We start from the raw sequence: 23,742 nt of genomic DNA, 5'->3' as shown, positions 1-23,742 counted from the left end.
GACGATACGTGCGGTCCGGTTCATCCCGGTTTCCACGCTTTCTCTCAGGCATCGGCAACGGTATCCGCATCCCGACATGTGTACGGAGTGGTGACATGAACCAGGGCGCGACGCGGCGCATGGTGATCGCGACGAGCGCGGCGGCGCTCGCGACCGGCTGCGGTGGTGGCAAGAGCGACACGAGCGCGGCCGCCGACGGCACGGACAGCCCCTCGCCGACGGGTCCGACGAGCCCCGCGGCTTCGGCGTCCCCGACCGGTACGGGTACGTCCCCGGAGGCGGACGCGAAGAAGCTCGCGAGCACGGGTGACATCCCCGAGGGCGGGGGCAAGGTCTTCGACGCGCAGAAGATCGTGGTGACGCAGCCGGTGAAGGGGCAGTTCAAGGCGTTCTCGGCGGTCTGCACGCACATGGGCTGCACGGTGAGCCGGGTGCAGAACGGCACCATCGACTGCCCCTGCCACGGCAGCCGGTTCAAGATCGAGGACGGTTCGGTGGCCGACGGTCCGGCGACGAAGCCGCTGGCCGAGCGCCCGATCAAGGTCGACGGAAACTCCATCCAGCTGAGCTGAGGGGCCGCGTAGGCTCCGGGCATGCAGCCCGAGGACCTGGTACGCGACCACACGATCTACGCCTGCGTCATGGGGTCCCGGGCCTTCGGCCTGGCCACGGACGCGAGCGACACCGACCGGCGGGGCGTGTATCTCGCGCCCACCGCCCTGTTCTGGCGGTTCGAGAAGCCGCCGGCGCATGTGGAGGGGCCGGGCGAGGAACAGTTCTCCTGGGAGCTGGAGCGGTTCTGCGAGCTGGCGCTGCGCGGCAATCCGAACATCCTGGAGTGCCTGCACTCCCCGCTGGTGGAACACCTGGACGACACCGGCCGCGAACTGCTGTCCCTGCGCGGGGCGTTCCTCTCCGTGAAGGTGTACGACACCTTCACCCGCTACGCCCTCGGCCAGCGCAGGAAGCTGGACGCCGACGTGCGCACGACGGGCGCCCCGCGCTGGAAGCACGCCATGCATCTGCTGCGCCTGCTGGCCTCCTGCCGCGAACTGCTGCGCACCGGCGAGCTGCACCTCGACGTGGGCGACCAGCGCGAGCCCCTGCTGGCGGTGAAACGGGGCGAGGTCCCCTGGACGGCCGTCGAATCCCGGATGACCCGCCTGGCCACGGAGACGGAAACCGCCCTGCGCCACACCCCACTCCCCCCGGAACCGGACCGAGCCCGGGTGGCGGACTTCCTGTTCCGCACACGCCGTGACTCGGCGTCGGAGCCGCCACGACCGGGGTGAGGCGGACCGGCTTCGGGGGCGGGGGGTACGGCTGCTCGGGGGCGGACGCCGAAAGGGCCAGGCCGGGCCGGCCGGAATGGGCCCGCCCCGTTCCTCAGCTCCCCAGCCTCATCCGTACCACGAAGTCGTGCAGCGCCTCGTGGCCGGTCGCCGTGTCCGGCAGCCAGGACGCGGCCTGGGCCTCGTCGAGGGCTGTGTGCAGGCGTTCCACGTCATCGGCGACGCGGTGCCGGTCGAGGCCGGGGAAGGTGCCGTGTTCCTGGGCGGCCTTGGCGGCGATCAGGTCGGGGATGTAGGCGGGGGCGTCCAACTCCCTTACCAGCGTGGGCAGATGGGGCTGAACCTCGCCGGTGCGCATGAGATGGATGCCGGTGAGCAGGACGCGGAACGTGTAGAGCAGCGGCTTGAGTTCGGCGGTCTTCTCGAACAGGCGCCACTGGGTGACCGCGAACCCCCGGTAGTGGTGGGCGTGATGGCTGGTGATCACGTCCGGGGCGAGCGCGGACAGCTCGCGGTGCGCGTCGGTGGTGCGCACGACCAGCGGCGACAGCAGCTGCTCCAGCACATACCCGTTGCGGCGCAGCATCAGCCGTACGAACTTGCGCAGATCGTGCGTCACGAGGTCCAGCTCGACTCCGTGGTGCACCCACGTCTTCGACCGGGTCTCCTCCGGCTCGCGCAGGCCCACGAGGTCCGCGGCGGGCAGCAGATGGACGCCTCTGAGGTCCACGTCCGAGTCCTGCGAGGGGAAGCCGTACAGATGGGCCCCGGAGACGGTGGCGAACAGCAGGGGATCGGGCTGTCCGGCGACCACGGGCGCGAGGTCTATGTCGAGGTTGTCGATCATGGGCCTAAGCGTCCCAGAGTGTGCCGAGCGCCAACAGATCTTCCCGGTACTCGATCCGGTCGGCCCAGTCCGCCGGCCAGGCGTCCGCACCGAGCCACGCGCCCGCGAAGGCGCCGGTCAGGCAGGCGATGGAGTCGGAGTCACCGGCGGTGCAGGCGGCCCGCCGCAGGGCGGTCAGCGGCTCGTCGGGGAAGAGCAGGAAGCACAGCAGCCCGGTGGCGAACGCCTCCTCGGCGATCCAGCCCTCCCCGGTGGCCCCGCACGGATCGTCCTCCGGGGAATGGGTGCGCACCGCCTCCTGGAGCCGGTCCAGGATGGCCAGGCACTCGTCCCAGCCGCGCGCCGCGAAGTGCTCGGGCGTGGGGTCCTCGGAACGGGTCCACAGATCGCCGAGCCACGTCTCGTCGTACCGGGTGCGGTTCGCGAGGGCGTAGTGACGCAACTCCCCGACGAGTGCGCCCGGTTCGGTGCCCCGCGCCAGCAGGTGGACCGCGCGGGCGGTGAGATCGGACGCGGCCAGCGCGGTGGGGTGGCCGTGCGTGAGCCCGGACTGCAACTGGGCGGCGCCCGCCCGCTGTTCCTCGCTCAGGCCGGGCGCGAGCCCGATCGGCGCGACGCGCATATTGGCGCCGCAGCCCTTGGAACCGAGCCGGCTGGCGTCCTGCCAGGCCCGGCCCCCGTCCTCCAGCAGCCGGCAGGCGGTCAGGCAGGTGTTCCCGGGCGCCCGGTCGTTGTCCGGCGAGTGGTACCAGTCCACGAACTCCTCGCGCACCGGCCGCTCCAGCCGCTTCGGCGCGAGACGGCCGCGCTCCATGGCGGTGCGCAGCCCCCGGCCGAGGGCGAGGGTCATCTGGGTGTCGTCGGAGACGAAGGCGCGCCGCGCGAGCGGCATCTCGCGCCAGGGCCCGAACCTGGCCAGGATCTCGGGCACCTTGGTGAACTCGGTCGGGAAGCCGAGGGCGTCCCCCAGCGCGAGTCCGAGGAGCGAGCCGGTCGCGGGCCGCTTGGACATGTGCATCATCCCCCTTTATCGTCACGGTGACAATAAAGGGGGATGATGATCGACGCAAGGCGCTTTCGAAGCCCGTCCTACAGTTCGACTTCCTTCATCAGCATGCCGACCTCGGTGTTCGACAGCCGCCGCAGCCAGCCGGACTTCTGGTCGCCCAGGGTGATCGGGCCGAACGCGGTCCGCACCAGCTTGTCGACCGGGAACCCGGCCTCCGCGAGCATCCGCCGCACGATGTGCTTGCGCCCCTCGTGCAGGGTCACCTCGACCATGTAGTTCTTGCCGGTCTGCTCCACCACGCGGAAGTGGTCCGCGCGCGCGTAGCCGTCCTCCAGCTGGATGCCGTCCTTCAGGCGCTTGCCGAGGTCGCGCGGGATCGGGCCGACGATGTGCGCGAGGTACGTCTTCTGCACGCCGTACTTGGGGTGGGTCAGGCGGTGCGCCAGCTCACCGTGGTTGGTGAGCAGGATGACGCCCTCGGTCTCGGTGTCCAGCCGGCCGACGTGGAAGAGCCGCGTCTCACGGTTGGTGACGTAGTCGCCGAGGCACTGGCGCCCCTCCGGGTCCTCCATGGTGGAGACCACACCGGCGGGCTTGTTCAGCGAGAAGAACTGGTACGACTGGGTCGCGACCGTCAGGCCGTCGACCTTGACCTCGTCCTTCTCCGGGTCGACCCGCTTGCCCTGCTCGGTGACGATCTCGCCGTTGACCTCGACGCGGCACTGCTCGATCAGCTCCTCGCAGGCGCGCCGGGAGCCGTAGCCCGCGCGCGCGAGCACCTTCTGGAGCCGCTCGCCCTCCTGCTCGGCGCCCGGGAAGGTCTTGGGCAGCTTGATGTCCTTCTTGCCCGCGTACCGGTCCCGGTTGCGCTCCTCGGCCCGCGTCTCGTACTCACGCGAGCGCGAGGGCTCCGTACGGCCGCCCTGCTGGGGCCGCCGCGGGCCGCCCTTGGCGCCGCCGCGCGCCGCGCCGCCGCGCCCGGACTTGGGGCCGTCCTTGGTCGCGCCGGAGCCCACGTCGTAGCGGCGCTCCTCGGGGCGGGGCTTGCTGGGACGGCCCTGCCCCTGGCGCTCGTCCCGGTTGTTGCCGGCGCCGCGGTGGTTACCGCGCCCGCCACTCTTGCCGCTGCCGCTGCTTCGCATCAAAGTTCCGTCTTAGTCGTCTGCGTCCTCTGCACCCGGCGCGTCGGGCGCGTCCGGGTCGAACGACGGGACTCCCTCCTGGGTCTCGGCCTCGATCGCCTCCGCCTCGGGGAGGAAGGGCGCGAGTTCCGGGAGCTCGTCCAGGCCGCGCAGGCCCATCCGCTCCAGGAAGTAGTTCGTCGTCCTGTACAGGATCGCACCTGTTTCGGGTTCCGCGCCCGCCTCCTCGACCAGACCGCGCTGGAGCAGGGTGCGCATCACACCGTCACAGTTCACTCCGCGTACGGCGGAGACCCGGCTGCGGCTGACCGGCTGGCGGTAGGCGACGACCGCGAGGGTCTCGAGCGCGGCCTGGGTGAGCCGGGCCGTCTGGCCGTCCAGGACCAGCCGCTCCACGGCGGGCGCGTAGGCGGCGCGGGTGTAGAAGCGCCAGCCGCCCGCGACCTGGCGCAGCTCGAAGCCGCGGCCCTGCGCGGTGTACTCGTCGGCCAGCGCCCGCAGCGCGTCCGCGATCTGCCGCCGGGGCCGCTCCAGGATCCTGGCGAGGTGCTCCTCGGTCGCGGGCTCGTCCACGACCATGAGGACGGCCTCCAGGGCGGGCCGCAGCTCCAGGCCGGCGACGTCGCCCGGGCCCGCGGGGGCCTCGGTGGTCTCGCTCACGGCTTCCTCTCCTCCTCGGGCCCGGGGAGCTCGGGCGGCCGGTCGAACTCGTCGGTGACCCTCGGCTGCGCCGCCCCGTCCCCGCCGGTCCAGCGCACCAGCAGCTCCCCGAGGGCGGCCTCCTGCTCCAGGGCGACGGCCTTCTCCCGGTACAGCTCCAGGAGTGCCAGGAAGCGGGCCACGACGGTGAGCGTGTCGTCGGTGTCCGCGACGAGCACCCGGAAGCTGGCCTCGCCCAGCTCGCGCAGCCGCTCGACCACGACCTGGGCCTGCTCCTGCACGCTGACCAGCGGGGCGTGGATGTGGTCGACGTACACCCGCGGCTCGGGCCGGGGCTGCATCGCCTTGACCGCGAGCTTCGCGAAGCCCTCGGGCCCGATGCTGATCACGACCTCGGGCAGCAGCTCGGCGTGCTCGGGTTCGAGGCCGACGGTACGGGGGTAGCGGCGGGCCTCCTCGTCGACGCGGGCGCTGAAGATGTCGGCGATCTGCTTGTACGCCCGGTACTGGAGCAGCCGCGCGAACAGCAGGTCGCGCGCTTCGAGCAGCGCCAGGTCGCCCTCGTCCTCCACCTCGGCGGCGGGCAGCAGCCGGGCCGCCTTCAGGTCGAGCAGCGTGGCCGCGACGACGAGGAACTCGGTCGTCTGGTCCAGGTCCCAGTCCGGCCCCATCGCGCGGATGTGCGCCATGAACTCGTCGGTGACCTTGGACAGCGCGACCTCGGTCACGTCCAGCTTGTGCTTGGAGATCAGCTGGAGCAGCAGATCGAAGGGCCCCTCGAAGTTGGCGAGCCGGACCTTGAAGACACCGTCGGGCGCCTCCTCGGGTTCGGCGGCGCCGGACACTTCCTGGTGCGGGCCGCCGCCGTGGGCAGGCGCTGCGCGCGGCGGAACGGGTGGGCGCGGCGGCCCACCGGGCTCCGCCGTGTCCCCGGCCTCGGCCACGGACGCGCCCGGACCCCGGCCGAGCGCACGCCGAGGACCGGCGTTGCCGGAGGGGGAGCGGTCGGACGAGGTCATAGCCCCCGCAGGCTACCGCTAACGCCCCCGCAGCCGCCGTACGAGGATGCTCGCGTCCCCGCGGGACTCCAGGTCGGCCAGCACCACGGCCACCGCCTCGCGCACGATGCGGCCGCGGTCCACCGCGAGTCCGTGCTCGCCCCGGAGCACCAGCCGGGCGTGCTCCAGGTCCATCAGCTCCTCGGCGGAGACGTACACGGTGATCTTCTCGTCGTGCCGCTCGCGCCCGCTGGGCCGCCGGTTCGCCGCCCGGCCCCGCTTGCGCGGCTCGGCTGCGGAACCGTCCGGCGCGGGCCCCCGGCGCCGGGCGCGGGACTCGGCGTCGGCCGGTTCGGCCTCCGCCGCCACGTGCTCCGCGCCCTCGCCGTCCCCGCTCTGCACGGGCACGGCCTGCGGCGCGTCCTCGGCGGCGGCCACGTCGTCGCTGTCCTGCGCGGGTGCCGGCACCCGGGCCTCGGCGCCCCCGGCGCGCCGGGGTGTCGACGGCTGGAGCGCCATCCCCCCTGTCGTACGGAAGAGTTCGTCGGCCCCCGGCAGACTCACTCGGCGTGACACCGGGCGAGCACCTCCCTGGCGAGCTGACGATAGGCGGCGGCACCGACGGAGTTGGAGGCGTAGGTGGTGATCGGCTCACCGGCGACCGTGGTCTCCGGGAAGCGGACCGTACGCCCGATGACCGTGTGGTAGACGTGGTCGTCGAACGCCTCGACCACCCGGGCCAGGACCTCGCGGCTGTGGACCGTGCGCGAGTCGTACATGGTGGCGAGGATGCCGTCCAGCTCCAGGTCGGGGTTGAGCCGCTCCTGGACCTTCTCGATGGTCTCGGTCAGCAGGGCCACACCGCGCAGCGCGAAGAACTCGCACTCCAGCGGCACGATCACCTTGTGCGCGGCGGTCAGCGCGTTCACCGTGAGCAGGCCCAGCGAGGGCTGGCAGTCGATCACGATGTAGTCGTAGTCGGGCAGCAGCGGCTTGAGCGCCCGCTGCAGCGTGGACTCGCGCGCGACCTCGGAGACCAGCTGGACCTCGGCGGCCGACAGGTCGATGTTGGAGGGCAGCAGGTCCATGTTGGGGACCGCGGTCTTCAGCAGGACCTCGTCCGCGGACATGCCCCGCTCCATGAGCAGGTTGTAGACCGTGAGGTCGAGTTCCATGGGGTTGACGCCGAGACCCACCGACAGCGCGCCCTGCGGGTCGAAGTCCACGAGCAGTACCCGCCGGCCGTACTCCGCGAGCGCGGCACCCAGGTTGATGGTCGACGTCGTCTTGCCGACGCCGCCCTTCTGGTTGCACATCGCGATGATCTTCGCGGGGCCGTGGTCGGTCAGCGGGCCCGGGATCGGGAAGTACGGCAGCGGGCGACCGGTGGGACCGACGCGCTCACGGCGCTGGCGGGCCGCGTCGGGCGCGAGCGTGGCCGCGTACTCCGGATCGGGCTCGTACTCGGCGTCGGGGTCGTAGAAGTGCCCCTCGGGCAGTTCGTCGTAGTCGGCGAGTGGGTTGTGGGGCGCGCCACTTCCGTCGCCGGCCATGGCGTTCACGTGATGGCCATCCATGCTCTGGTGTGCTGTCCGGGGCATCTGGGTTCCCGGACTCTGGTGGGCTGCGAAGGTGCGCACAGCTACGGAGCCGACAGCCTCGAATCCCGCGGGCCCCTGGCCCCCTGCGGGCATTCCTGGTTGACCACCCCCGGGAGAAAATGTCGACTCATTCACAAGTCGTCTTACCTCCTTGGTGACCAGGAAACTTCTAGACAAGGTCAGCGTGGCACCATGCCGACGGTTGGCGACTCTATGGCGTGTCGGCGGTCCGCAGCAACACAATCCGCCGGACCCGGCAGGATGTGTCGGCAATGAAACATGTCGCTGTCAAGGGCGTACGGCCGTCGCACAGCAGGTTTCACCGGGGTGCGAATCGGTTGAACGGTTACGTTCGAGGCGAGTTGACCGAGCGTCGCAAAGTGACCATACACACATCCGGCCGGACCTTGTCGGGCAAGGTCCGGCCGGGCGTGGGCGGTTGACGAGACGTGTTGACGAATCGCCTTTTACCAGTGGCGACTCAGTGACTCACCGGGACGCGAGGGTCAGCCGAGCAGCGAGGCCAGCTCGATGTGCTCCAGGCCGTGGGCCTCGGCGACCTCCTTGTAGACGACCTTGCCGTCATGGGTGTTGAGACCCCGGGCGAGCGCGGCGTCGCGGCGCAGCGCCTCGACCCAGCCGTTGTTGGCGAGGGAGACGATGTACGGCAGCGTCGCGTTGGTGAGCGCGTTGGTGGAGGTGTTCGGCACCGCGCCCGGCATGTTGGCGACGCAGTAGAAGACCGAGTTGTGGACCTGGAAGGTCGGCTCGGCGTGCGTGGTGGGACGGGAGTCCTCGAAGCAGCCGCCCTGGTCGATCGCGATGTCGACAAGGACACTTCCGGGCTTCATGCGGGCGACCAGCTCGTTGGTGACGAGCTTCGGGGCCTTGGCGCCCGGGATCAGCACCGCGCCGATGACCAGGTCGGCCTCCAGGACGGCCTTCTCCAGCTCGAAGGTGTTCGACATGATCGCCTTGACCTTCGTACCGAAGATCTTGTCGGCCTCGCGCAGCTTGTTGATGTCGCGGTCGAGCAGGGTCACGTCGAAGCCCATGCCGACGGCGACCTGGGTGGCGTTCCAGCCGGAGACGCCGCCGCCGATGACCACGGCCTTGGCCGGGGTCACACCCGGGACACCGCCGGGCAGCACACCGCGGCCGCCGTTGGCGCGCATCAGCTGGTAGGCGCCGACCTGCGGGGCGAGCCGGCCCGCGACCTCGGACATCGGGGCGAGCAGCGGGAGCGCGCGGTTCGGCAGCTCGACCGTCTCGTAGGCGATGGCGGTGGTGCCGGACTCGATCAGCGCGTCCGTGCACTCCTTGGAGGCGGCCAGGTGCAGGTACGTGAAGAGGATCTGGTCCTTGCGAAGGCGGTGGTACTCCTCCGCGATCGGCTCCTTGACCTTGAGCAGCAGGTCGGCGGCGGCCCAGACCTCGTCGGCGGTGTCCAGGATCTGGCCACCGGCGGCCACGTACTCGGCGTCCGTGATCGAGGAGCCGAGGCCGGCGCCCCGCTCGATGACGACCTGGTGGCCGTTGCGCACCAGCTCGTGCACGCCGGCGGGGGTGATGGCCACCCGGAACTCGTTGTTCTTGACCTCGCGGGGGATGCCGACCTTCACGTCGATCACGGTCCTTGGCTCAGAGGGTTTGGGGGGTGCATATACGGGTGTACCCAGACATGCCCAGGCATACCGGGAGACACCGCGGGGACATGCGGCAGAGCCAGTTTAATGAAGGTGTTCCGCGTGTCTAGCCTTTCATTGCATCAATCTTCATCGGATGCACTGCGGATTTCGCAGGCGTCAGGGTCCCGTTCCGGGCTTGTGGCCTGCTGTGACGGCTGCTGCGGTGCCTCCTCGCTGAGGAGACGCCCGGCCGTCGCCCGGTGCAACCGGGCCGCCGTCGGGTCGCCGAGGCGCTCCAGGGTGTCCGCGAGACGCAGCTGCAACGCGGCCTGGAGGCGGACGTCCTCCGCGCGCCGCGCCCACTCCACCGCGTCCTGGCAGGTGCGCAGCGATTCCTGGGGGCGCCCCGCGTACTCCTGCACCCGGGCCGTCTCGCTCAACGCCCGTGCCAGGGCGGCCACATCGCCGCCCTTGCGGTAGGCCGCGCAGGCCGCCCGCCAGTTGCGCAGCGCCTCGCCGTAACGGCCCGCGTAGGTGTGGGCGGTGGCGATCCGGCCGTAGAGCCGCGCGGCCTCGGCGCGCTCACCGCGGGCCAGCCGGTCGGCCAGCGCGCGCCCGAACCAGTCGGCGGCCCGGTCGTAGTCCCCCAGCTCCAGATGGGCGCCGCCTACGGATTCCATCGCGCGGCCGGTCGCGTACGGGTCGTTCGCCTCGCGTCCGGCGTCCAGCGCGGCCCGGAAGCGGGCCAGCGCGCCCTGGGTACGGCCGGTCTGGGCGTCCAGATCGCCCAGGTTCAGCAGCGCCGCCGCCCGCTCCCGGGGCAGTCCGCGCCGCTCGGCGACATCGAGGACGAGGCCGTGCACGCCGTACAGATCGACGGCGGCGGCCTGGGTGCCGATATGCGCGGCCAGCGCCCTGACCAGCTGCGACAGCAGCCGCCTCGCCAGGGTGTCCAGCTCTCCGTCGGCCACCGCGAGCCGGGCGGAGGCCAGCAGCGCGGGCTTGCGGACGCGCAGCCACTCCGCGGCCGCGCGGGGGTCGGCGAAGCGCAGCGGCCGGGGCAGGCCCTGGATCTTCTCCCGGGAGCGGTCGCTGTCCGTCTCGGTGATGGTCCGGCAGGAGTGCAGCAGCCGTACGGTCCGCTCCAGCATCCGCGCCCGGGCCAGCTGGAGCTCCCCCGGCCGCTCCTGGGCCTCGGCGAGCGAGCGCAGCAGCGGGTGCAGCCAGCCGGGGATGTCGTACTCGGCGAGCGGCGAGTCGGCCGGGCGCAGCAGGCCGAGGGCGACGAAGTCGTCCAGGGTGGCGCGGGCGGCCTCGACGGAGCAGCCGGCCAGCGCGGAGGCGGTCTGGTCGTCGACCGGGCCGGCCGGGGCGAGGCTCAGCAGGCGCAGGGTCCGGGCGGCGGGGCCGGGCAGTGCCTCGTGGACCAGCCGGAAGATCCGGGCCAGCGGGGTGGCGTCCGGCTCCTCCGCGCCCTCCCCCGGGGTGTGCATCCGCCTGGCCAGGTCGGCGACGGACGCCTGGGGGCGGGCGGCGAGCCAGCCGCCGGCCAGCACCAGCGTGGCCGGGTGGCCCTGGCACGCCTCCACCAGGCTCTCGGCGGAGCGCGGGTCCACGGTGATGCGGACCGAGCCGGTGTAGCGGGTGAGCAGTTCGAGCGCGGACTTGGTGTCCAGGCCGCCCAGGGTGCAGGGACGGACGTCCGAGATGCCGGTGAGCGGGCCCTTGGAGACGGCCACCACCAGGCAGTCCGGGGCGTCCGGGAGCAGGGCGTCGACCTGTTCGGCGCCGGTCGCGTCGTCCAGCAGCAGGAGCTTCTTGCGGTCGGCGAGGGCGGTGCGCAGGGCCTGGGCGAGGTCGTCCTCGGCGGCGCCGGCCGGGGCGGGCACGCGCAGCGCGCCGAGCAGTTCGCGGGCGGCACGCTCGACCGGTACGGGGGTGCCGTCGGGGTCGGCGAGCCGGGCGCGCAGCACCCCGTCGGGGTAACGGTGGGCGACCTGGCGGACGAGTTCCTCGGCGAGGGTGGTGCGGCCGGATCCGGGGCGGCCCGCGATCAGCAGCACCCGCGCGCGGGGCGGCTTGCGGCCGGCGAGGGTGTCCAGGCCCGCGCGCTCGATGTCGGCGCGCAACTCCTTCAACTCCCGTGCACGGCCCAGGAATCGGTCCCCGTCGGCCGAGGGCGCGGACAGCCGCGCATCGCCTGTGTCCACCGCCTGATCCGTCACGGGCCACACTCCCGTCCCACACCGCACGCGCAAGCCCGCCGGATCTTCCGGTACGGGCGTTCCAGAGCCTAGTTCACTCTCTGCGACGTTCCGCTCGGAGCACGGCGGGCACGGCGGGGACATCGCCCGATCGGATCAGGCGATGGTCACACCAATGCGGGCGACGGTCCCGGGCGGGATCCGGCGACGGTGGCCAGGACGGGAGGGCCGGGCGCTCAGGACCTGAAGGTGCGGGCGCCCAGGACGTGAAGGGCCCGGCGTTCAGGACGTGAAGGGCCGGGCCGGCCACTCGGCGTCCGCCGGGCGCAGCGCGTCCAGGCCGTCCCCGCCGCGCGCGGCCACCAGCGAGAGGACCCCGACGACCAGGCAGTTGTTGTGCACATCACCGGCGAGGACACGGCGCACCAGCTCGTCGACCGGCACCCGCGCGTACGCCATGTCGGTCTCCTCGTGCTCCACCGCGAAGCGCTCCCCCTCGGCCTCGGAGACCCCCCGGGCGAGGAAGATCCGTACGGCCTCGTCGCAGCCGCCGGGGGTGGTGTACACGTCGGTCAGCACCCGCCAGTCCTCGGCCTTGACGTGCGCCTCCTCGTACAGCTCGCGCTGGGCGGCGTGCAGCGGGTTCTCGCCGGGCACGTCGAGCAGTCCGGCCGGGATCTCCCACAGCTTGTGCCGCACCGGGTGGCGGTACTGGTTGATCAGCAGCACCCGGTCCTGCTCGTCGAGGGCGAGGACGGCGACCGAGCCCGGGTGGACCTGGTAGTCGCGGTGGACCACCGAGCCGTCGGGCATGACCACGTCGTCGGTGCGCACCGAGGTCTTGTTGCCGACGAAGGGGGTCTCCGTCGCCCGGATCTCCCACTCCTCGGGGGTGTCCTTGATCGTCGTCATGCCCTGTCCTTCCCCATGTGCGCAGGTGGCCGGGGCGCGCTCCGTTCGGATGCGCGCGCCCCGGCCACCGTACAGCGCCTGGGTTACTTGGCGATCTTCCGCTCGACCGCCGCCTTCACCAGACCGGCGAAGAGCGGGTGCGGGCGGGTCGGACGCGAGCGCAGCTCCGGGTGCGCCTGGGTGGCGACCAGGTAGGGGTGCACCTCGCGCGGGTACTCGACGTACTCCACGAGCTTGCCGTCCGGGGAGGTGCCGGAGAACAGGATGCCCGCCTTCTTCTCCAGGTCCGCGCGGTAGGCGTTGTTCACCTCGTAACGGTGGCGGTGGCGCTCCTCGACGTACTCCTTGCCCTCGTACACCTCGCGCACGATGGAGCCCTCGGCCAGTTTGGCCGGGTACATGCCCAGGCGCATGGTGCCGCCCATGTCGCCCTCGCCGGCCACGATGTCCAGCTGCTCGGCCATGGTGGAGATCACCGGGTGGGCGGTGGCCGGGTCGAACTCGGTGGAGTTGGCGTCGGCGATCTCGGCCAGGTTGCGCGCGGCCTCGATCACGATGCACTGCAGGCCCAGGCAGAGGCCGAGCAGCGGGATCTTGTTCTCTCGGGCGTAGCGGATGGCGCCGACCTTGCCGAGCACACCGCGGTCGCCGAAGCCGCCCGGGATGCAGATGCCGTCGACGCCGGCGAGCTGCGCCTTGGCGCCGGCCGGGGTCTTGCAGTCGTCGGAGGTGACCCACTTGATCTTGACGCGGGCGCGGTTGGCGAAGCCGCCGGCGCGCAGCGCCTCGGTGACCGACAGGTAGGCGTCGGGCAGGTCGATGTACTTGCCGACCAGGGCGAGGGTGACCTCGTGGTCGGGGTTGTGGACGCGGTCCAGCAGGTCGTCCCAGGTCGTCCAGTCCACGTCCCGGAAGGGCAGGTCCAGCTTGCGCACGACGTAGGCGTCCAGGCCCTCGGTGTGCACGACCTTCGGGATGTCGTAGATCGAACGGGCGTCCGGGCAGGCGACGACCGCGGCCTCGTCGACGTCGCACATCAGCGAGATCTTGCGCTTGATGGCGGTGGGGACCTCGCGGTCGCAGCGCAGCACGATGGCGTCCGGCTGGATACCGATGTTGCGCAGGGCGGCGACCGAGTGCTGGGTCGGCTTGGTCTTCAGCTCGCCGGAGGGGCCGATGTAGGGCAGCAGGGAGATGTGCACCACGAAGACGTTGTCCCGGCCCACCTCGTGGCGGACCTGGCGGACGGTCTCCAGGAACGGCAGCGACTCGATGTCGCCGACGGTGCCGCCGACCTCGGTGATGACGACGTCCACCTCGTCGGTGGCCATGCGCCGGATGCGGTGCTTGATCTCGTTGGTGATGTGCGGGATGACCTGCACGGTGTCGCCGAGGTACTCGCCGCGGCGCTCCTTGGCGATCACCGTCGAGTAGACCTGGCCGGTGGTGACGTTGGCCGAGCCGTCGAGGTCGCGGTCGAGGAAGCGCTCGTAGTGGCCGATGTCCAGGTCGGTCTCGGCGCCGTCGTTGGTGACGAACACCTCACCGTGCTGGAAGGGGTTCATCGTGCCCGGGTCGACGTTCAGGTACGGGTCGAGCTTCTGCATCACGACGCGCAGTCCGCGGGCCTTGAGCAGCATGCCCAGGCTGGAGGCGGTGAGGCCCTTGCCGAGCGAGGAGGCGACGCCCCCGGTGACGAAGATGTGCTTGGTCGTCGTAGATTTGGGCGGCATGGCCAAGAGGGGGCTCCCGTGGTCGCTGGCTGTCGTGCGGTGCGGCTGTACGTCCCGGATCGCTCCGAGGGTGCCGTCGCTGCGGTTCGGGGGTTTTGGGCCCACCGGTCCACGGGCTACCAGGGTATCAGCGCCCGGAGGGGATGGCTTCCGGCCACGCTCCGTACACGGATGCGTCGACTTTCGGCCACCTTCCGCACGGGGACGCGCACGGCGGTGCCCGCACCGGCCCGGACGGGGGAGGTACGACGCCACAGCTCCCCCAGGCGTCCCAGGCATGAGCACAGTCCCGCGGGGAACACACGATCATCACCGGGGGGTCACTCGTTCGGCTCACACGGGTTGCCCGGAGCGGCACGCGGATCCTGTGGGTGCGTCGTATCCTGCTCGGACATTCCCTGCCGGGCCCGGCCGGACGACGGCACACCCCCGCCTGGTTCCCCCGGAACAACGAGAGCGCGGCAGTTCGTTGAGCAAAGACTGTCGTTTTGCCTCAGGGCTCGGCGGGCTGCTTTGCTTCACCGCTCAACGACGCACAACAACGAACCCTTGACCGCACTAGCGACAGCCCCCTCGCGCGGGGGTGTGACGTGGCCGTTCGACTGGAGTTGCACGTGGCCGGGCGCATCGAAGACTACGCACTCATCGGAGACATGCAGACCGCCGCACTGGTCTGCCGGGACGGCACGGTGGACTGGCTGTGCCTGCCCCGCTTCGACTCGCATGCCATCTTCGCCGGCCTGCTGGGCACCGAGGAGCACGGCTTCTGGCGGCTCGGCCCGGCGCACGCGGCCGACGCCGAGCCGCCCACGGCGGCCCGCCGCGGCTACCGGGGCGACTCGCTGATCCTGGAATCGGAGTGGGACACCCCGCGCGGCACGGTCCGCGTGACCGATTTCATGCCCCCGCGTGACGGCGCGCCCCAGCTGATCCGGATCGTGGAGGGCGTCACCGGCCGGGTGCCGATGCGCTCGGCGCTGCGGATGCGGTTCTCCTACGGCCGGGTCGTGCCCTGGGTGCACAAGCACGAGGGCCGCACGGTCGCCGTCGCCGGGCCCGACTCGGTGTGGTTCGACACCGAGGCCGAGACCTACGGGAAGTCCCTGACGACCTACGCCGACTTCACGGTCGCCCCGGGTGACCGGATCGCGTTCACGATCTCCTGGGAGCCCTCGCACAAGCGCCCGCCCGCCCTGCCGGAGCCGGAGCAGTCGCTGGAGGCCACGGAGAGCTTCTGGCGCGACTGGGTCGAGCAGTGCACGTACCACGGGCCGTACCGCGAGGCCGTGATCCGCTCGCTGATCACCCTGAAGGCGCTGACGTACGCGCCGACCGGCGGCATCGTCGCGGCCCCCACCACCTCGCTGCCCGAGGACATCGGGGGCGTGCGCAACTGGGACTACCGCTACACCTGGCTGCGCGACGCCGCGATCACGCTGTCCTCGCTGCTGCGCACCGGCTACCGCGAGGAGGCCCGCGCCTGGCGCGAGTGGCTGCTGCGCGCGGTCGCGGGCGACCCGGAGAACCTCCAGATCATGTACGGCATCGCGGGCGAGCGCGAGCTGGGCGAGGCCGAGCTGGACTGGCTGCCCGGCTACGAGGACTCGGCCCCGGTCCGGGTCGGCAACGGCGCGGCCCACCAGCTCCAGCTGGATGTGTACGGCGAGGTCACCGAGGCCCTGCACCTGGCCCACATGACCGGCCTCGCCCGCAACGACTACGCGTCGCTGCTCCAGCTGAAGCTGATCCGCTACCTGGAGGACCACTGGCAGGAGCCGGACGAGGGCATCTGGGAGGTGCGCGGCCCGCGCCGGCACTTCGTGCACTCCAAGGTGATGGCCTGGGTCGCGGTGGACCGCACCATCAAGCTGATCGAGTCCGGGGACGCGGACGGCCCGCTGGAGCGCTGGCGCGAGCTGCGCGACGACATCCACCGGGACGTGTGCGAGAAGGGCTACGACAAGGAGCGCAACACCTTCACCCAGTCCTACGGCTCCCAGGAGCTGGACGCCTCCCTGCTGCTGATCCCGCAGATGGGCTTCCTGCCGCCGGACGACAAGCGCGTGATCGGCACCATCGAGGCGATCCAGCGCGAGCTGTCCACCTCCGACGGCTTCATCCTGCGCTACCCCACGGAGGGCCAGTCCGAGGGCGTGGACGGTCTGCCGGGCGACGAGGGCGCGTTCCTCGCCTGCTCGTTCTGGATGGCCGACGACCTCGCGATGATCGGCCGCGTCGACGAGGCCCGCAAGCTGTTCGAGAAGCTGCTCGCGCTGCGCAACGACCTCGGACTGCTCGCCGAGGAGTGGGACCCCCGGCTGCAACGCCAGGTGGGCAACTTCCCGCAGGCGTTCAGCCATGTGCCCCTGATCGACACGGCCCTGCGGCTGACGGCGTCGGGGGCGTACGGCGGCTGAGAGCGCCCCGTACGGGGCGGCGGTGCCGGGGCTGAGAGCGCGCCGTGGGCTGAGGGCGCGCCGTAGGAGGCGCCTACGCTGGAAGTCGTGGCTTGCCGTTCCAAGGCGTGGAGGGCCCTCGCCGCTCTCCGTGGCGATCTGGCCGGTGAGGTCCTCGTCCCGGAGGACCCCGGTTACGACGACGCCCGCGCGGTGTTCAACGGGATGGTCGACCGGCGCCCGGCCGTGATCGCGCGGTGCGCGGGCGCGGCCGATGTCGTGCGCGCGGTGCGCTTCGCGCGGGAGCTGGACCTGCCGGTCGCGGTGCGCGGGGGCGGCCACGGTGTGGCGGGCTCCGCGCTCGGTGACGGCGCGCTCGTGGTGGACCTGCGCCGGATGCGCGGGGTCACGGTCGACCCGGCCGCGCGGGCGGTGCGGGTCGAGGGCGGGGCCACGATGCGCGACCTGGACCGGGCGACCCAGCCGTACGCGCTGGCGACGACCGGGGCCCGGGCCTCCGGCACAGGGGTCGGCGGGTTCGTCCTCGGCGGTGGCAGCGGCTGGCTGGACCGCGCGTTCGGGCCGGCCGCCGACAACCTCCTCGGGGTGGAGCTGGTCACCGCGGACACCGGGCGGACGCGGGCGAGCGCCGACGAGAACCCGGAGCTGTTCTGGGCGCTGCACGGCGGGGGCGGCACCTTCGGTATCGCCACCGCGCTCACCCTTGAGCTGCACGAACTCCCGCGGTTCTGCGTGGCGTCGCTGCTCTTCCCGCCGGAGTACGGCCCACCGGTGGCGCGCGCCTTCCGGGAGATCCTGCGCACCGGCCCCGACGCGCTCGGCGGGGCGCTGCTGTACCTCACCGGTCCTCCCACGGATGTCGTACCGCCCCGCCTGGTGGGCCGTCGGCTGTGCCTCGCCCTGCTGACCTACGCGGGCGCCGAGGAGGAGCTGCGGGGGCTCGCCGGACCCCTGCTGGCGCCGCCGCACGAGGCCCAGGCCCTGGGCGAGCTGCCGTACGCCGAGGCGCAGTGCCTGCTCGACGCCCCGGCGGGGCTGCGGAACCACTGGTCCGCGGAGTGCCTGCGCGAGCTGCCGGACGACGCGGTGGACGTCCACTGCGCCCTCGGCGAGCGCATGCCGGTCCCGGCCCTCTCCCGGCACGCGCTGTTCCCGCAGGGCGGGGCGGTCGCGTCCGGACCGCGCGCCTACCCGATGCCGTACCGGGACGCGCCCTGGGTCGTGCACCCGGCCGCCTGCTGGGCGGACCCGGCCGACGACGAGCGGTGCGTCGGCTGGGTGCGCGAGGTCCGCGCGGCCGTCCGGCCCTGGAGCACGGGGGACGTCTGCCCGAACCTCATCGGCGACGAGGGCCCCGAGCGGGTCCGGGCGGGCCTCGGGGAGGGGAACACGCTGCGCCTGGAGAAGGTGAAGCGGCGCTGGGACCCCGACGACGTCTTCCGGTTCGGCCGCGACATCAGGCCGGTGTAGCACTCGGCCGCGCACGGAGATGTTGCTGACGCGTTTTCGCAGGTAGCGTCCGCTTCATGGACAGCGGTACGGACAGCAGGCCCGACACCCACGGCGCGGGGATCACCGTTCAGCGGGCCCTGGAGCTGCCGGGACTGCGCAGCGGGCTGCCGGAGATCGTCGCGGGCGCGGACCGGCTCAGCCGTACCGTGCGCTGGGTGCACGCGGGCGAGGTGCCGAACATCGCCTCACTGCTCAAGGGCGGCGAGCTGCTGCTCACCACGGGCTACGGCCTGGGCACCCGGCCGGCCGAGCAGCGGGCGTTCGTGCGCACGCTGGCCGAGCGCGGGATCGCCGCGCTGGTGGTGGAGCTGGGCCCGCGCTTCAGCCGGCTGCCGGCCGCGCTGGTGGACACCGCGCGTTCGGCCGATCTGCCGCTGGTGCAGCTGCATCGCGAGGTGCCGTTCGTCGCGGTCACCGAGGAGATCCACACCGAGATCGTCAACGGCCACTACGCGCTGCTCCAGCGGGCCGAGGAGGTCCACCGGCGCTGCACCGAGGCGCTGCTGGGCGGCGGCGGGGTGCCGCAGGTGCTGGGCATCCTGGCCGGGTTCAGCGGCAACCCGGTGTTCCTGGAGACCGCCGACGGCCGGCTGCTGTACGCGGCCGGTGAGGGGCCCGAGGGCGCGGACCCGCTCCAGGTGTGGGAGGGGCTGCGCGGCCCGCACAAGAACGCGCCGCCGCCCGCCGGTTCGGTGCTGGTGGACGTACCCGGCGGCGGCCCCGGTACGGCGGGCTCGGTGCGTGCCCGTCTGGTGCTGCTGCCGGTGCGCTCGCCGCTGTCGGCGGTGCACCGGATCGCCGCCGAGCGGGCCGCGGGCATCCTGGCCGTGGTGCTGATGCAGGCCCGGCAGGAGGAGGAGCTGGCGGCGCGCGGGCGCGGCGACTTCCTCACCGATCTCGCCGAGGGCCGTATCTCCGCAAAGGACGCGCCCGCCCAGGCCCGGGTGCTCGGCTTCAAGCCCGGTGGCAGTCCGCTGCTGCCGGTGGTGATGCGGGTCGGGGACCCCCTCTCCCCCGCCGGGGGCGGCTGGGCGGTGCTCGCCCGCGCGGTCTCCGAGGAGCTGGCCGCGGTGGGCCTGCCGGTGCTGCTGGGCGTGCGGCCGGTGGAGGGCCGGGTGCTGGTGCTGCTCGGGCTGCGCTCGGAGTCGGAGCGCGCGGCGGTCGCCGACCGGGTGGCGGCGGCACTGCGGGCGGGCGTCGAGCGCGCCGGGATGCGCAGGCCCGGCACTCCCCCGCCGGTGGTGGTCGTCGCCATGGCGGGCGGCTGGGCGGCGGCCTCGGCGGGGCTGCGGCACGCGGCGGAGACGGCGACGGCCGCGCAGGGCCTGACCGACCGCCCCTGGTACGACGCCCGCCGCCTCGACATCGACCTGCTGCTGTGGCGGCTGCGCGACCATCCGGACCTCGCGGCCTTCGTGGACCGGGCGATCGGCCCGCTGCGCGACCACGACCGGCGTTCCAAGCCGCCGCTGCTGCCCACCCTGGAGACGTATCTCGCGCACGCGGGCCGCAAGGCGGAGACCGCCCGCGAACTCCATCTGAACCGGCAGACGCTGTACAACCGCCTCGCCCGCATCGGCGAGTTGCTGGGCACCGATCTCGACGACCCGCAGACCGTCCTGGCGTTGAGCCTCGCCCTGCGCGCCCGCCGACACGCGCCCTAGCCCTTCAGAGAATGAGGGGCCGGGTCAACTCGTCGTAGACGCTGAGGACTTGGGCGACCGTCTCGTCCTCGCTCGGCCAGCCGGCGGCCTGCCGTGCTCCCTTGCGGCGCAGCAGCTCGCGCCGTGCCGGGTCGGCGAGCAGCCGTCCGACGCGGTCGGCGAGGGCCGACGGATCGCCGTACGGCACGAGTTCGGCGCCGTCGCCCACCAGGTCGGGGATGCCGCCGACCCGGGTGGCCACCAGCGGAACGCCCGCGTACAGCGCCTCCTGGGCGAGGGCGGAGCGGGACTCCCAGCGGCCGGTCAGCAGAGCCAGGTCGGCGGCGCCGAGCAGTCCGGGCAGGTCCTCGCGGTGGCCGAGCAGCCGTACCGGGAGCCGCTCGGCCTCGATGCGCCGCTGGAGCAGGGGCCGCAGCGGGCCCTCCCCCGCGATGACGACCAGCGGCGCGGGGTCCAGGTCCCGCCAGGCGCGGGCCGCGTCCAGCAGGGTCTCGTGGCCGCGGTGCCGGTCGAGGGGTCCGGCGGAGAGGATCAACGGGCGGCCGGTGGCGCCGAGTTCGGCACGGGCCTTGGGCCGCAGCGGGTCGGGGCCGTCGGGCGCGGGGGCGGGGCGGGCGCGGCGGGGCAGGGTCACGGCGGCGAGCCGGGCGTCCCGGGCGCCGGTCCTGCGGGCGCGGTCCACCAGGTCCGGGCTGGTGCCGAGGACCACGGTCGCGGACCGGGCCACGCGCCGCTCCAGCAGGCGCAGCAGATGGGCCCGCGCGCCCTCGGCGTACGTCCGGTCGTGCCAGGTGACGACCAGCGGAGTGGTGCGTCCGCCGAGCGCGAGCACGGCCCGGAAGGAGGCGTGCAGTCCGTGTGCGTGCACCACGTCGGCGTCCGCGCAGGCCGCCCGGAGCGCGGCCACCGAGGCGGGGTCGCTGCTGCGCGGCACATGGATGTGGCCGGCACCGGTCCCGGCGAAGTCGTAGGTACGGTCGGCCTCGACGGGGGCGCACACCGTGACCCGCACGCCCCGGGCGACCAGACCCGCGGTCAGGGAGCGCACATGCGCGCTCCCGCCGGCGTTGCCCCCGCCCAGCACCTGCACGGTGCGCAGCGGCGGCCGGCCGTGCGGTGCGTTGCTGCTCAGGGGGCTCACGAGGCCGGGCTCCTGGTTCGGCGTGGGGCGGTCACGAGGCAACGTACAGAAAGTAGCGGGCGCACGGGGGCGGCGGAATGTGCCCCGCGCGCCTCCCGCGCGGTCGCTGTGCCCGTCCAGCATGTCAGCAGGCAGGGCCCCCGGGGCAATACCGGGTGGGCGCACGGGGCGGCGGGCCGGGGCAATGCGCCGGAGCACATCACCCACACGGGTGAGGAAGTCCGGTTCCGAGGTGACGGGATCCTCCTCGTTTCCCCGAGGTCAGGCGGTCACGACGGCCGCGCCCACCCGGTGACCCGGTCCCCGTGCACGGCGGCGGCCACGACCGCGACGGCGCCCGCGAGCAGTGCGGCGCGCCCGCCGCCCGCCACCACGGCCGCCCCCAGCGCGGCGCCGAGGGCGTGCGCCCCCGTGTCCCCGAGCATCGTGCGCTCGCCGACGTCCTCGCGCAGCACCGCCGCCGCGCCGCCCGTGGCGACGGCCGCCAGTTCCGCGCCGGGTCCCTCGCCGAGCATCCCCGGGGCGCCGAGCGCGAGCACCGCGCCGAGCGCGCGTCCCGGTCGTACGTCGACCAGGTTCACGCCGTGCGCGGCGCCCGCGATGACGACTCCGGCGAGCAGCCTGTCCAGCGGCCGCACCGTCAGCAGCGCGCCCGCGAGCAGGGCTGCGGCGGAGATCCCGCACAACTTGACGGCACCGCTGGTGACTTCGCCCTCGCGCAGGGCGCCGAGGTGTTCCCGGAAGCCGCGTCGACGGTCGCCCGCCGCGTCGTCGTACGCCCCGCAGGCCCCCGCCGCCAACACGGCGAGCCCGGCCGCGGGGTGCACCCGGGCGGCGGCGAGCGCCGTACCGGCCGCCACGGCGGGCCCGGCGTGCAGCTCGACGGTCCGGCCCGCGTGGTTGGTCCGCTCCCAACACGCGGGCCCGCCCGGCGCATTGGCGCGCAACGCCACGAAACCGGCCCGGGTGAGCGCGGCGGACAGCAGGAAGGCGCGGGACTTTCGGGAGCCGGTCCTCCCGACACCCTAAGTCCCGCTACCGGACCGCCGACTCCCGCTCCCGGACCGCCGACTCCCGCTCCCGGGCCGCCGGTCACCGCTCCCGACCCGCCAAGTTGGGCCACCGGTCCGCCGGTTCCGGCTACTGGCCCGCCAAGTCCGGCCACCGATCCGCCGGTTCCGGCTACTGGTCCGCCCGTGCCGTCGCCAGCAGTTCCTCCGCGTGGGCGCGGGCCGCCTCCGAGTCCTCCTGGCCCGCGAGCATGCGGGAGAGTTCGCGGATGCGGTCCTCGCCCTCCAGGACCTTGACCCCGGAGCGGGTCACCGAGCCGTCGTTGGTCTTCTCCACCAGCAGCTGCCGGTCGGCGAAGGCGGCGACCTGGGGCAGGTGGGTGACGACGACGACCTGGGCGCTCCGGGCGAGCTTGGCGAGGCGCCGGCCGATCTCGACCGCCGCCTTGCCGCCGACGCCCGCGTCGACCTCGTCGAACAGATACGTCGGCACCGGGTCCGTGCCCGCGAAGACGACCTCCACCGCGAGCATCACCCGGGACAGCTCACCGCCGGACGCGCCCTTGGCGATGGGCCGCGGCGGGGCGCCCGGGTGCGGGGCGAGCAGCAGCTCGACCTCGTCCACGCCCGAGGGGCCGTAGGCGACCGTACGCCCGCCGACCTCGACGCCCTCGGGATCCTCGGTCTGCCGGATGTCGAAGGAGACCCGCGCGTGCGGCATGGCCAGCGAGGCCAGTTCGGCGGTCACCGCGGCGGCGAACCGCTCGGCGGCCTCGGTCCGGGCGTCGGTCAGCGCCTGGGCCAGCCCGCCCAGTTCGGCGCCGAGCGCGTCCCGCTCGGCGGTCAGCTCCTCGATCCGCTCGTCGTCGCCGTCCAGCTCGGTCAGCCGCGCGGCGCTCCGCTCGGCCCACGCGAGCACGGCGTTCACATCGTCGCCGTACTTGCGGGTCAGGGCGGTCAGGGCGGCCCGGCGCTCCTCGACCGCGGCGAGCCGCAGCGGATCGGCGTCCAGGTCACCGGCGTACCCGGCCAGCTCCCCGGCCACATCGCCGAGCAGGATCCCGACCTCACCGATCCGCTCGGCGAGCACGGCGAGCGCCGGGTCATGGGCGCGCACGGCCTCCAGGGCCCGGTGGGCGCCCGCGACCAGGGCCTGGGCGTCGATGCTCTCGGGGTCCTCGGGGTTGCCCGCGAGCGCGGCGTGCGCGGCCGTAGCGGCGGAGGCCAGCGCCTCCGCGTGCCCGAGCCGCTCGGCCTCCTCGGCCAGCTCCGCGTCCTCCCCGGGCCGGGGCTCCACGGCGGCGATCTCGTCGAGGCCGTAGCGGAGCATGTCGGCCTCCTGCGCCCGCTCCCGTGCCCGCGTGGTGATCTCGTCCAGCTCGACGGCGACGGCCCGCAGCCGGCGGTACGCCTCGCCGTACTTGGCGAGCGGCACCGCGACCGCGTCGCCCGCGTACCGGTCGAGGGCGCCGCGCTGCCGGGACAGCTTCAGCAGCCCCTGCTGGTCGGTCTGCCCGTGCACGGCCACCAGGTCGTCGGCCAGCTCGGCGAGCAGCCCCACGGGCACGCTGCGCCCGCCCAGGTGGGCCCGCGAGCGGCCTTCGGCGGAGACGGTACGGCTGATCAGCAGGGCGCCGTCGTCCAGCTCGGCCCCGGCCTCCTCGGCGCGTACGACGGCGGCGGCGCCCGCGGGCACCGAGATCCGCCCCTCCACGACCGCCTTGCCGGCCCCTATCCGCACGAGCGCCGGGTCGGCCCGCCCTCCGAGCAGCAGCCCCAGGCTGGTGACCACCATGGTCTTGCCCGCACCCGTCTCACCGGTGACCGCGGTGAACCCCGGCGACAACTCGACGACGGCATCGTCGATGACCCCGAGCGACCGTATCCGCATCTCCTCCAACACGGAACAGACCATACGAGGTCCGGGGCGGCGAGCGCACATGCCCCGGCCCTTCTCACTCGGCGAGGTGTC

19 protein-coding genes are annotated in these 23,742 nt (G+C 73.2%); 5 read left to right on the top strand and 14 right to left on the bottom strand.

Annotated features, from left to right (window positions below):
• The first annotated feature begins 95 nt into the window (after positions 1–95).
• Entirely contained in the window at positions 96–572 is a 477-nt protein-coding gene (locus QHG49_RS27365; protein ID WP_145483411.1) for a Rieske (2Fe-2S) protein, read from the top strand.
• 21 nt (positions 573–593) lie between these two features.
• Complete coding sequence (locus tag QHG49_RS27360) at positions 594–1,292, top strand: DNA polymerase beta superfamily protein (protein WP_301491643.1); 699 nt, start codon at positions 594–596, stop codon at positions 1,290–1,292.
• Between the two features lie 94 nt (positions 1,293–1,386).
• Here the strand turns inward: QHG49_RS27360 and QHG49_RS27355 are convergent, their stop codons facing one another.
• The 11 genes from QHG49_RS27355 to QHG49_RS27305 all read right to left on the bottom strand — a co-directional run bounded on the left by QHG49_RS27355 (position 1,387) and on the right by QHG49_RS27305 (position 14,026).
• Positions 1,387–2,139, bottom strand: coding sequence for a DNA polymerase beta superfamily protein (locus QHG49_RS27355; RefSeq protein WP_301491642.1), 753 nt, complete (start codon positions 2,137–2,139; stop codon positions 1,387–1,389).
• Positions 2,140–2,143: 4 nt separating this feature from the next.
• Positions 2,144–3,151 (bottom strand): ADP-ribosylglycohydrolase family protein, encoded by a 1,008-nt coding sequence (locus QHG49_RS27350; protein ID WP_301491641.1) that lies wholly within the window; start codon positions 3,149–3,151, stop codon positions 2,144–2,146.
• A 77-nt stretch (positions 3,152–3,228) separates the two neighbouring features.
• Complete coding sequence (locus tag QHG49_RS27345; protein ID WP_145483400.1) at positions 3,229–4,290, bottom strand: pseudouridine synthase; 1,062 nt, start codon at positions 4,288–4,290, stop codon at positions 3,229–3,231.
• 12 nt (positions 4,291–4,302) lie between these two features.
• On the bottom strand, positions 4,303–4,950 hold the full coding sequence (gene scpB, locus QHG49_RS27340; protein ID WP_145483397.1) for an SMC-Scp complex subunit ScpB: 648 nt from the start codon (positions 4,948–4,950) through the stop codon (positions 4,303–4,305).
• Positions 4,947–5,969: a ScpA family protein gene (locus tag QHG49_RS27335; RefSeq protein WP_301491640.1), complete on the bottom strand. Its 1,023-nt coding sequence runs from the start codon at positions 5,967–5,969 to the stop codon at positions 4,947–4,949. Before QHG49_RS27335 ends, scpB begins: the two co-directional genes overlap by 4 nt.
• Before the next feature lie 18 nt (positions 5,970–5,987).
• On the bottom strand, positions 5,988–6,524 hold the full coding sequence (locus QHG49_RS27330; RefSeq protein ID WP_159700108.1) for a hypothetical protein: 537 nt from the start codon (positions 6,522–6,524) through the stop codon (positions 5,988–5,990).
• Positions 6,509–7,642: a ParA family protein gene (locus QHG49_RS27325; protein WP_145483388.1), complete on the bottom strand. Its 1,134-nt coding sequence runs from the start codon at positions 7,640–7,642 to the stop codon at positions 6,509–6,511. Before QHG49_RS27325 ends, QHG49_RS27330 begins: the two co-directional genes overlap by 16 nt.
• A gap of 413 nt (positions 7,643–8,055) precedes the next feature.
• Entirely contained in the window at positions 8,056–9,180 is a 1,125-nt protein-coding gene (gene ald / locus QHG49_RS27320) for an alanine dehydrogenase (protein ID WP_201300533.1), read from the bottom strand.
• Between the two features lie 137 nt (positions 9,181–9,317).
• Positions 9,318–11,402: a tetratricopeptide repeat protein gene (locus QHG49_RS27315; RefSeq protein WP_301491639.1), complete on the bottom strand. Its 2,085-nt coding sequence runs from the start codon at positions 11,400–11,402 to the stop codon at positions 9,318–9,320.
• A 261-nt stretch (positions 11,403–11,663) separates the two neighbouring features.
• Positions 11,664–12,293: an NUDIX hydrolase gene (locus tag QHG49_RS27310; protein WP_145483379.1), complete on the bottom strand. Its 630-nt coding sequence runs from the start codon at positions 12,291–12,293 to the stop codon at positions 11,664–11,666.
• Positions 12,294–12,376: 83 nt separating this feature from the next.
• Positions 12,377–14,026 (bottom strand): CTP synthase, encoded by a 1,650-nt coding sequence (locus QHG49_RS27305; protein WP_145484105.1) that lies wholly within the window; start codon positions 14,024–14,026, stop codon positions 12,377–12,379.
• A 614-nt stretch (positions 14,027–14,640) separates the two neighbouring features.
• Here QHG49_RS27305 and QHG49_RS27300 point away from each other — a divergent pair.
• From QHG49_RS27300 to QHG49_RS27290, 3 genes are all read left to right on the top strand, one after another.
• Entirely contained in the window at positions 14,641–16,443 is a 1,803-nt protein-coding gene (locus tag QHG49_RS27300) for a glycoside hydrolase family 15 protein (protein WP_301492939.1), read from the top strand.
• An 87-nt stretch (positions 16,444–16,530) separates the two neighbouring features.
• Complete coding sequence (locus QHG49_RS27295; protein WP_301491638.1) at positions 16,531–17,913, top strand: FAD-binding oxidoreductase; 1,383 nt, start codon at positions 16,531–16,533, stop codon at positions 17,911–17,913.
• Positions 17,914–17,969: 56 nt separating this feature from the next.
• Entirely contained in the window at positions 17,970–19,619 is a 1,650-nt protein-coding gene (locus tag QHG49_RS27290; RefSeq protein ID WP_145483372.1) for a PucR family transcriptional regulator, read from the top strand.
• A 4-nt stretch (positions 19,620–19,623) separates the two neighbouring features.
• Here the strand turns inward: QHG49_RS27290 and QHG49_RS27285 are convergent, their stop codons facing one another.
• From QHG49_RS27285 to recN, 3 genes are all read right to left on the bottom strand, one after another.
• Positions 19,624–20,760, bottom strand: a complete 1,137-nt coding sequence (locus QHG49_RS27285) for a glycosyltransferase family 4 protein (RefSeq protein WP_301491637.1) — start codon at positions 20,758–20,760, stop codon at positions 19,624–19,626.
• A gap of 269 nt (positions 20,761–21,029) precedes the next feature.
• Positions 21,030–21,707 (bottom strand): hypothetical protein, encoded by a 678-nt coding sequence (locus tag QHG49_RS27280; protein ID WP_301491636.1) that lies wholly within the window; start codon positions 21,705–21,707, stop codon positions 21,030–21,032.
• A 235-nt stretch (positions 21,708–21,942) separates the two neighbouring features.
• Entirely contained in the window at positions 21,943–23,685 is a 1,743-nt protein-coding gene (gene recN / locus QHG49_RS27275) for a DNA repair protein RecN (RefSeq protein ID WP_145483365.1), read from the bottom strand.
• Positions 23,686–23,742 lie beyond the last annotated feature (57 nt).

This window comes from Streptomyces sp. WP-1 (assembly GCF_030450125.1).
GTDB classification, from domain to species: Bacteria; Actinomycetota; Actinomycetes; order Streptomycetales; family Streptomycetaceae; genus Streptomyces; species Streptomyces incarnatus.
Note: the sequence above shows the minus strand (reverse complement) of the source record. Positions and strands in the feature narration are given on the sequence as shown.

Coding starts and splice junctions, on each gene's coding strand:
- QHG49_RS27365 (WP_145483411.1), top strand. CDS start 96: ATGAACCAGGGCGCGACGCGGCGCATGGTGATCGCGACGAGCGCGGCG.
- QHG49_RS27360 (WP_301491643.1), top strand. CDS start 594: ATGCAGCCCGAGGACCTGGTACGCGACCACACGATCTACGCCTGCGTC.
- QHG49_RS27355 (WP_301491642.1), bottom strand. CDS start 2,139: ATGATCGACAACCTCGACATAGACCTCGCGCCCGTGGTCGCCGGACAG.
- QHG49_RS27350 (WP_301491641.1), bottom strand. CDS start 3,151: ATGTCCAAGCGGCCCGCGACCGGCTCGCTCCTCGGACTCGCGCTGGGG.
- QHG49_RS27345 (WP_145483400.1), bottom strand. CDS start 4,290: ATGCGAAGCAGCGGCAGCGGCAAGAGTGGCGGGCGCGGTAACCACCGC.
- QHG49_RS27335 (WP_301491640.1), bottom strand. CDS start 5,969: ATGACCTCGTCCGACCGCTCCCCCTCCGGCAACGCCGGTCCTCGGCGT.
- QHG49_RS27325 (WP_145483388.1), bottom strand. CDS start 7,642: ATGCCCGCAGGGGGCCAGGGGCCCGCGGGATTCGAGGCTGTCGGCTCC.
- QHG49_RS27310 (WP_145483379.1), bottom strand. CDS start 12,293: ATGACGACGATCAAGGACACCCCCGAGGAGTGGGAGATCCGGGCGACG.
- QHG49_RS27305 (WP_145484105.1), bottom strand. CDS start 14,026: ATGCCGCCCAAATCTACGACGACCAAGCACATCTTCGTCACCGGGGGC.
- QHG49_RS27290 (WP_145483372.1), top strand. CDS start 17,970: ATGGACAGCGGTACGGACAGCAGGCCCGACACCCACGGCGCGGGGATC.
- recN (WP_145483365.1), bottom strand. CDS start 23,685: ATGGTCTGTTCCGTGTTGGAGGAGATGCGGATACGGTCGCTCGGGGTC.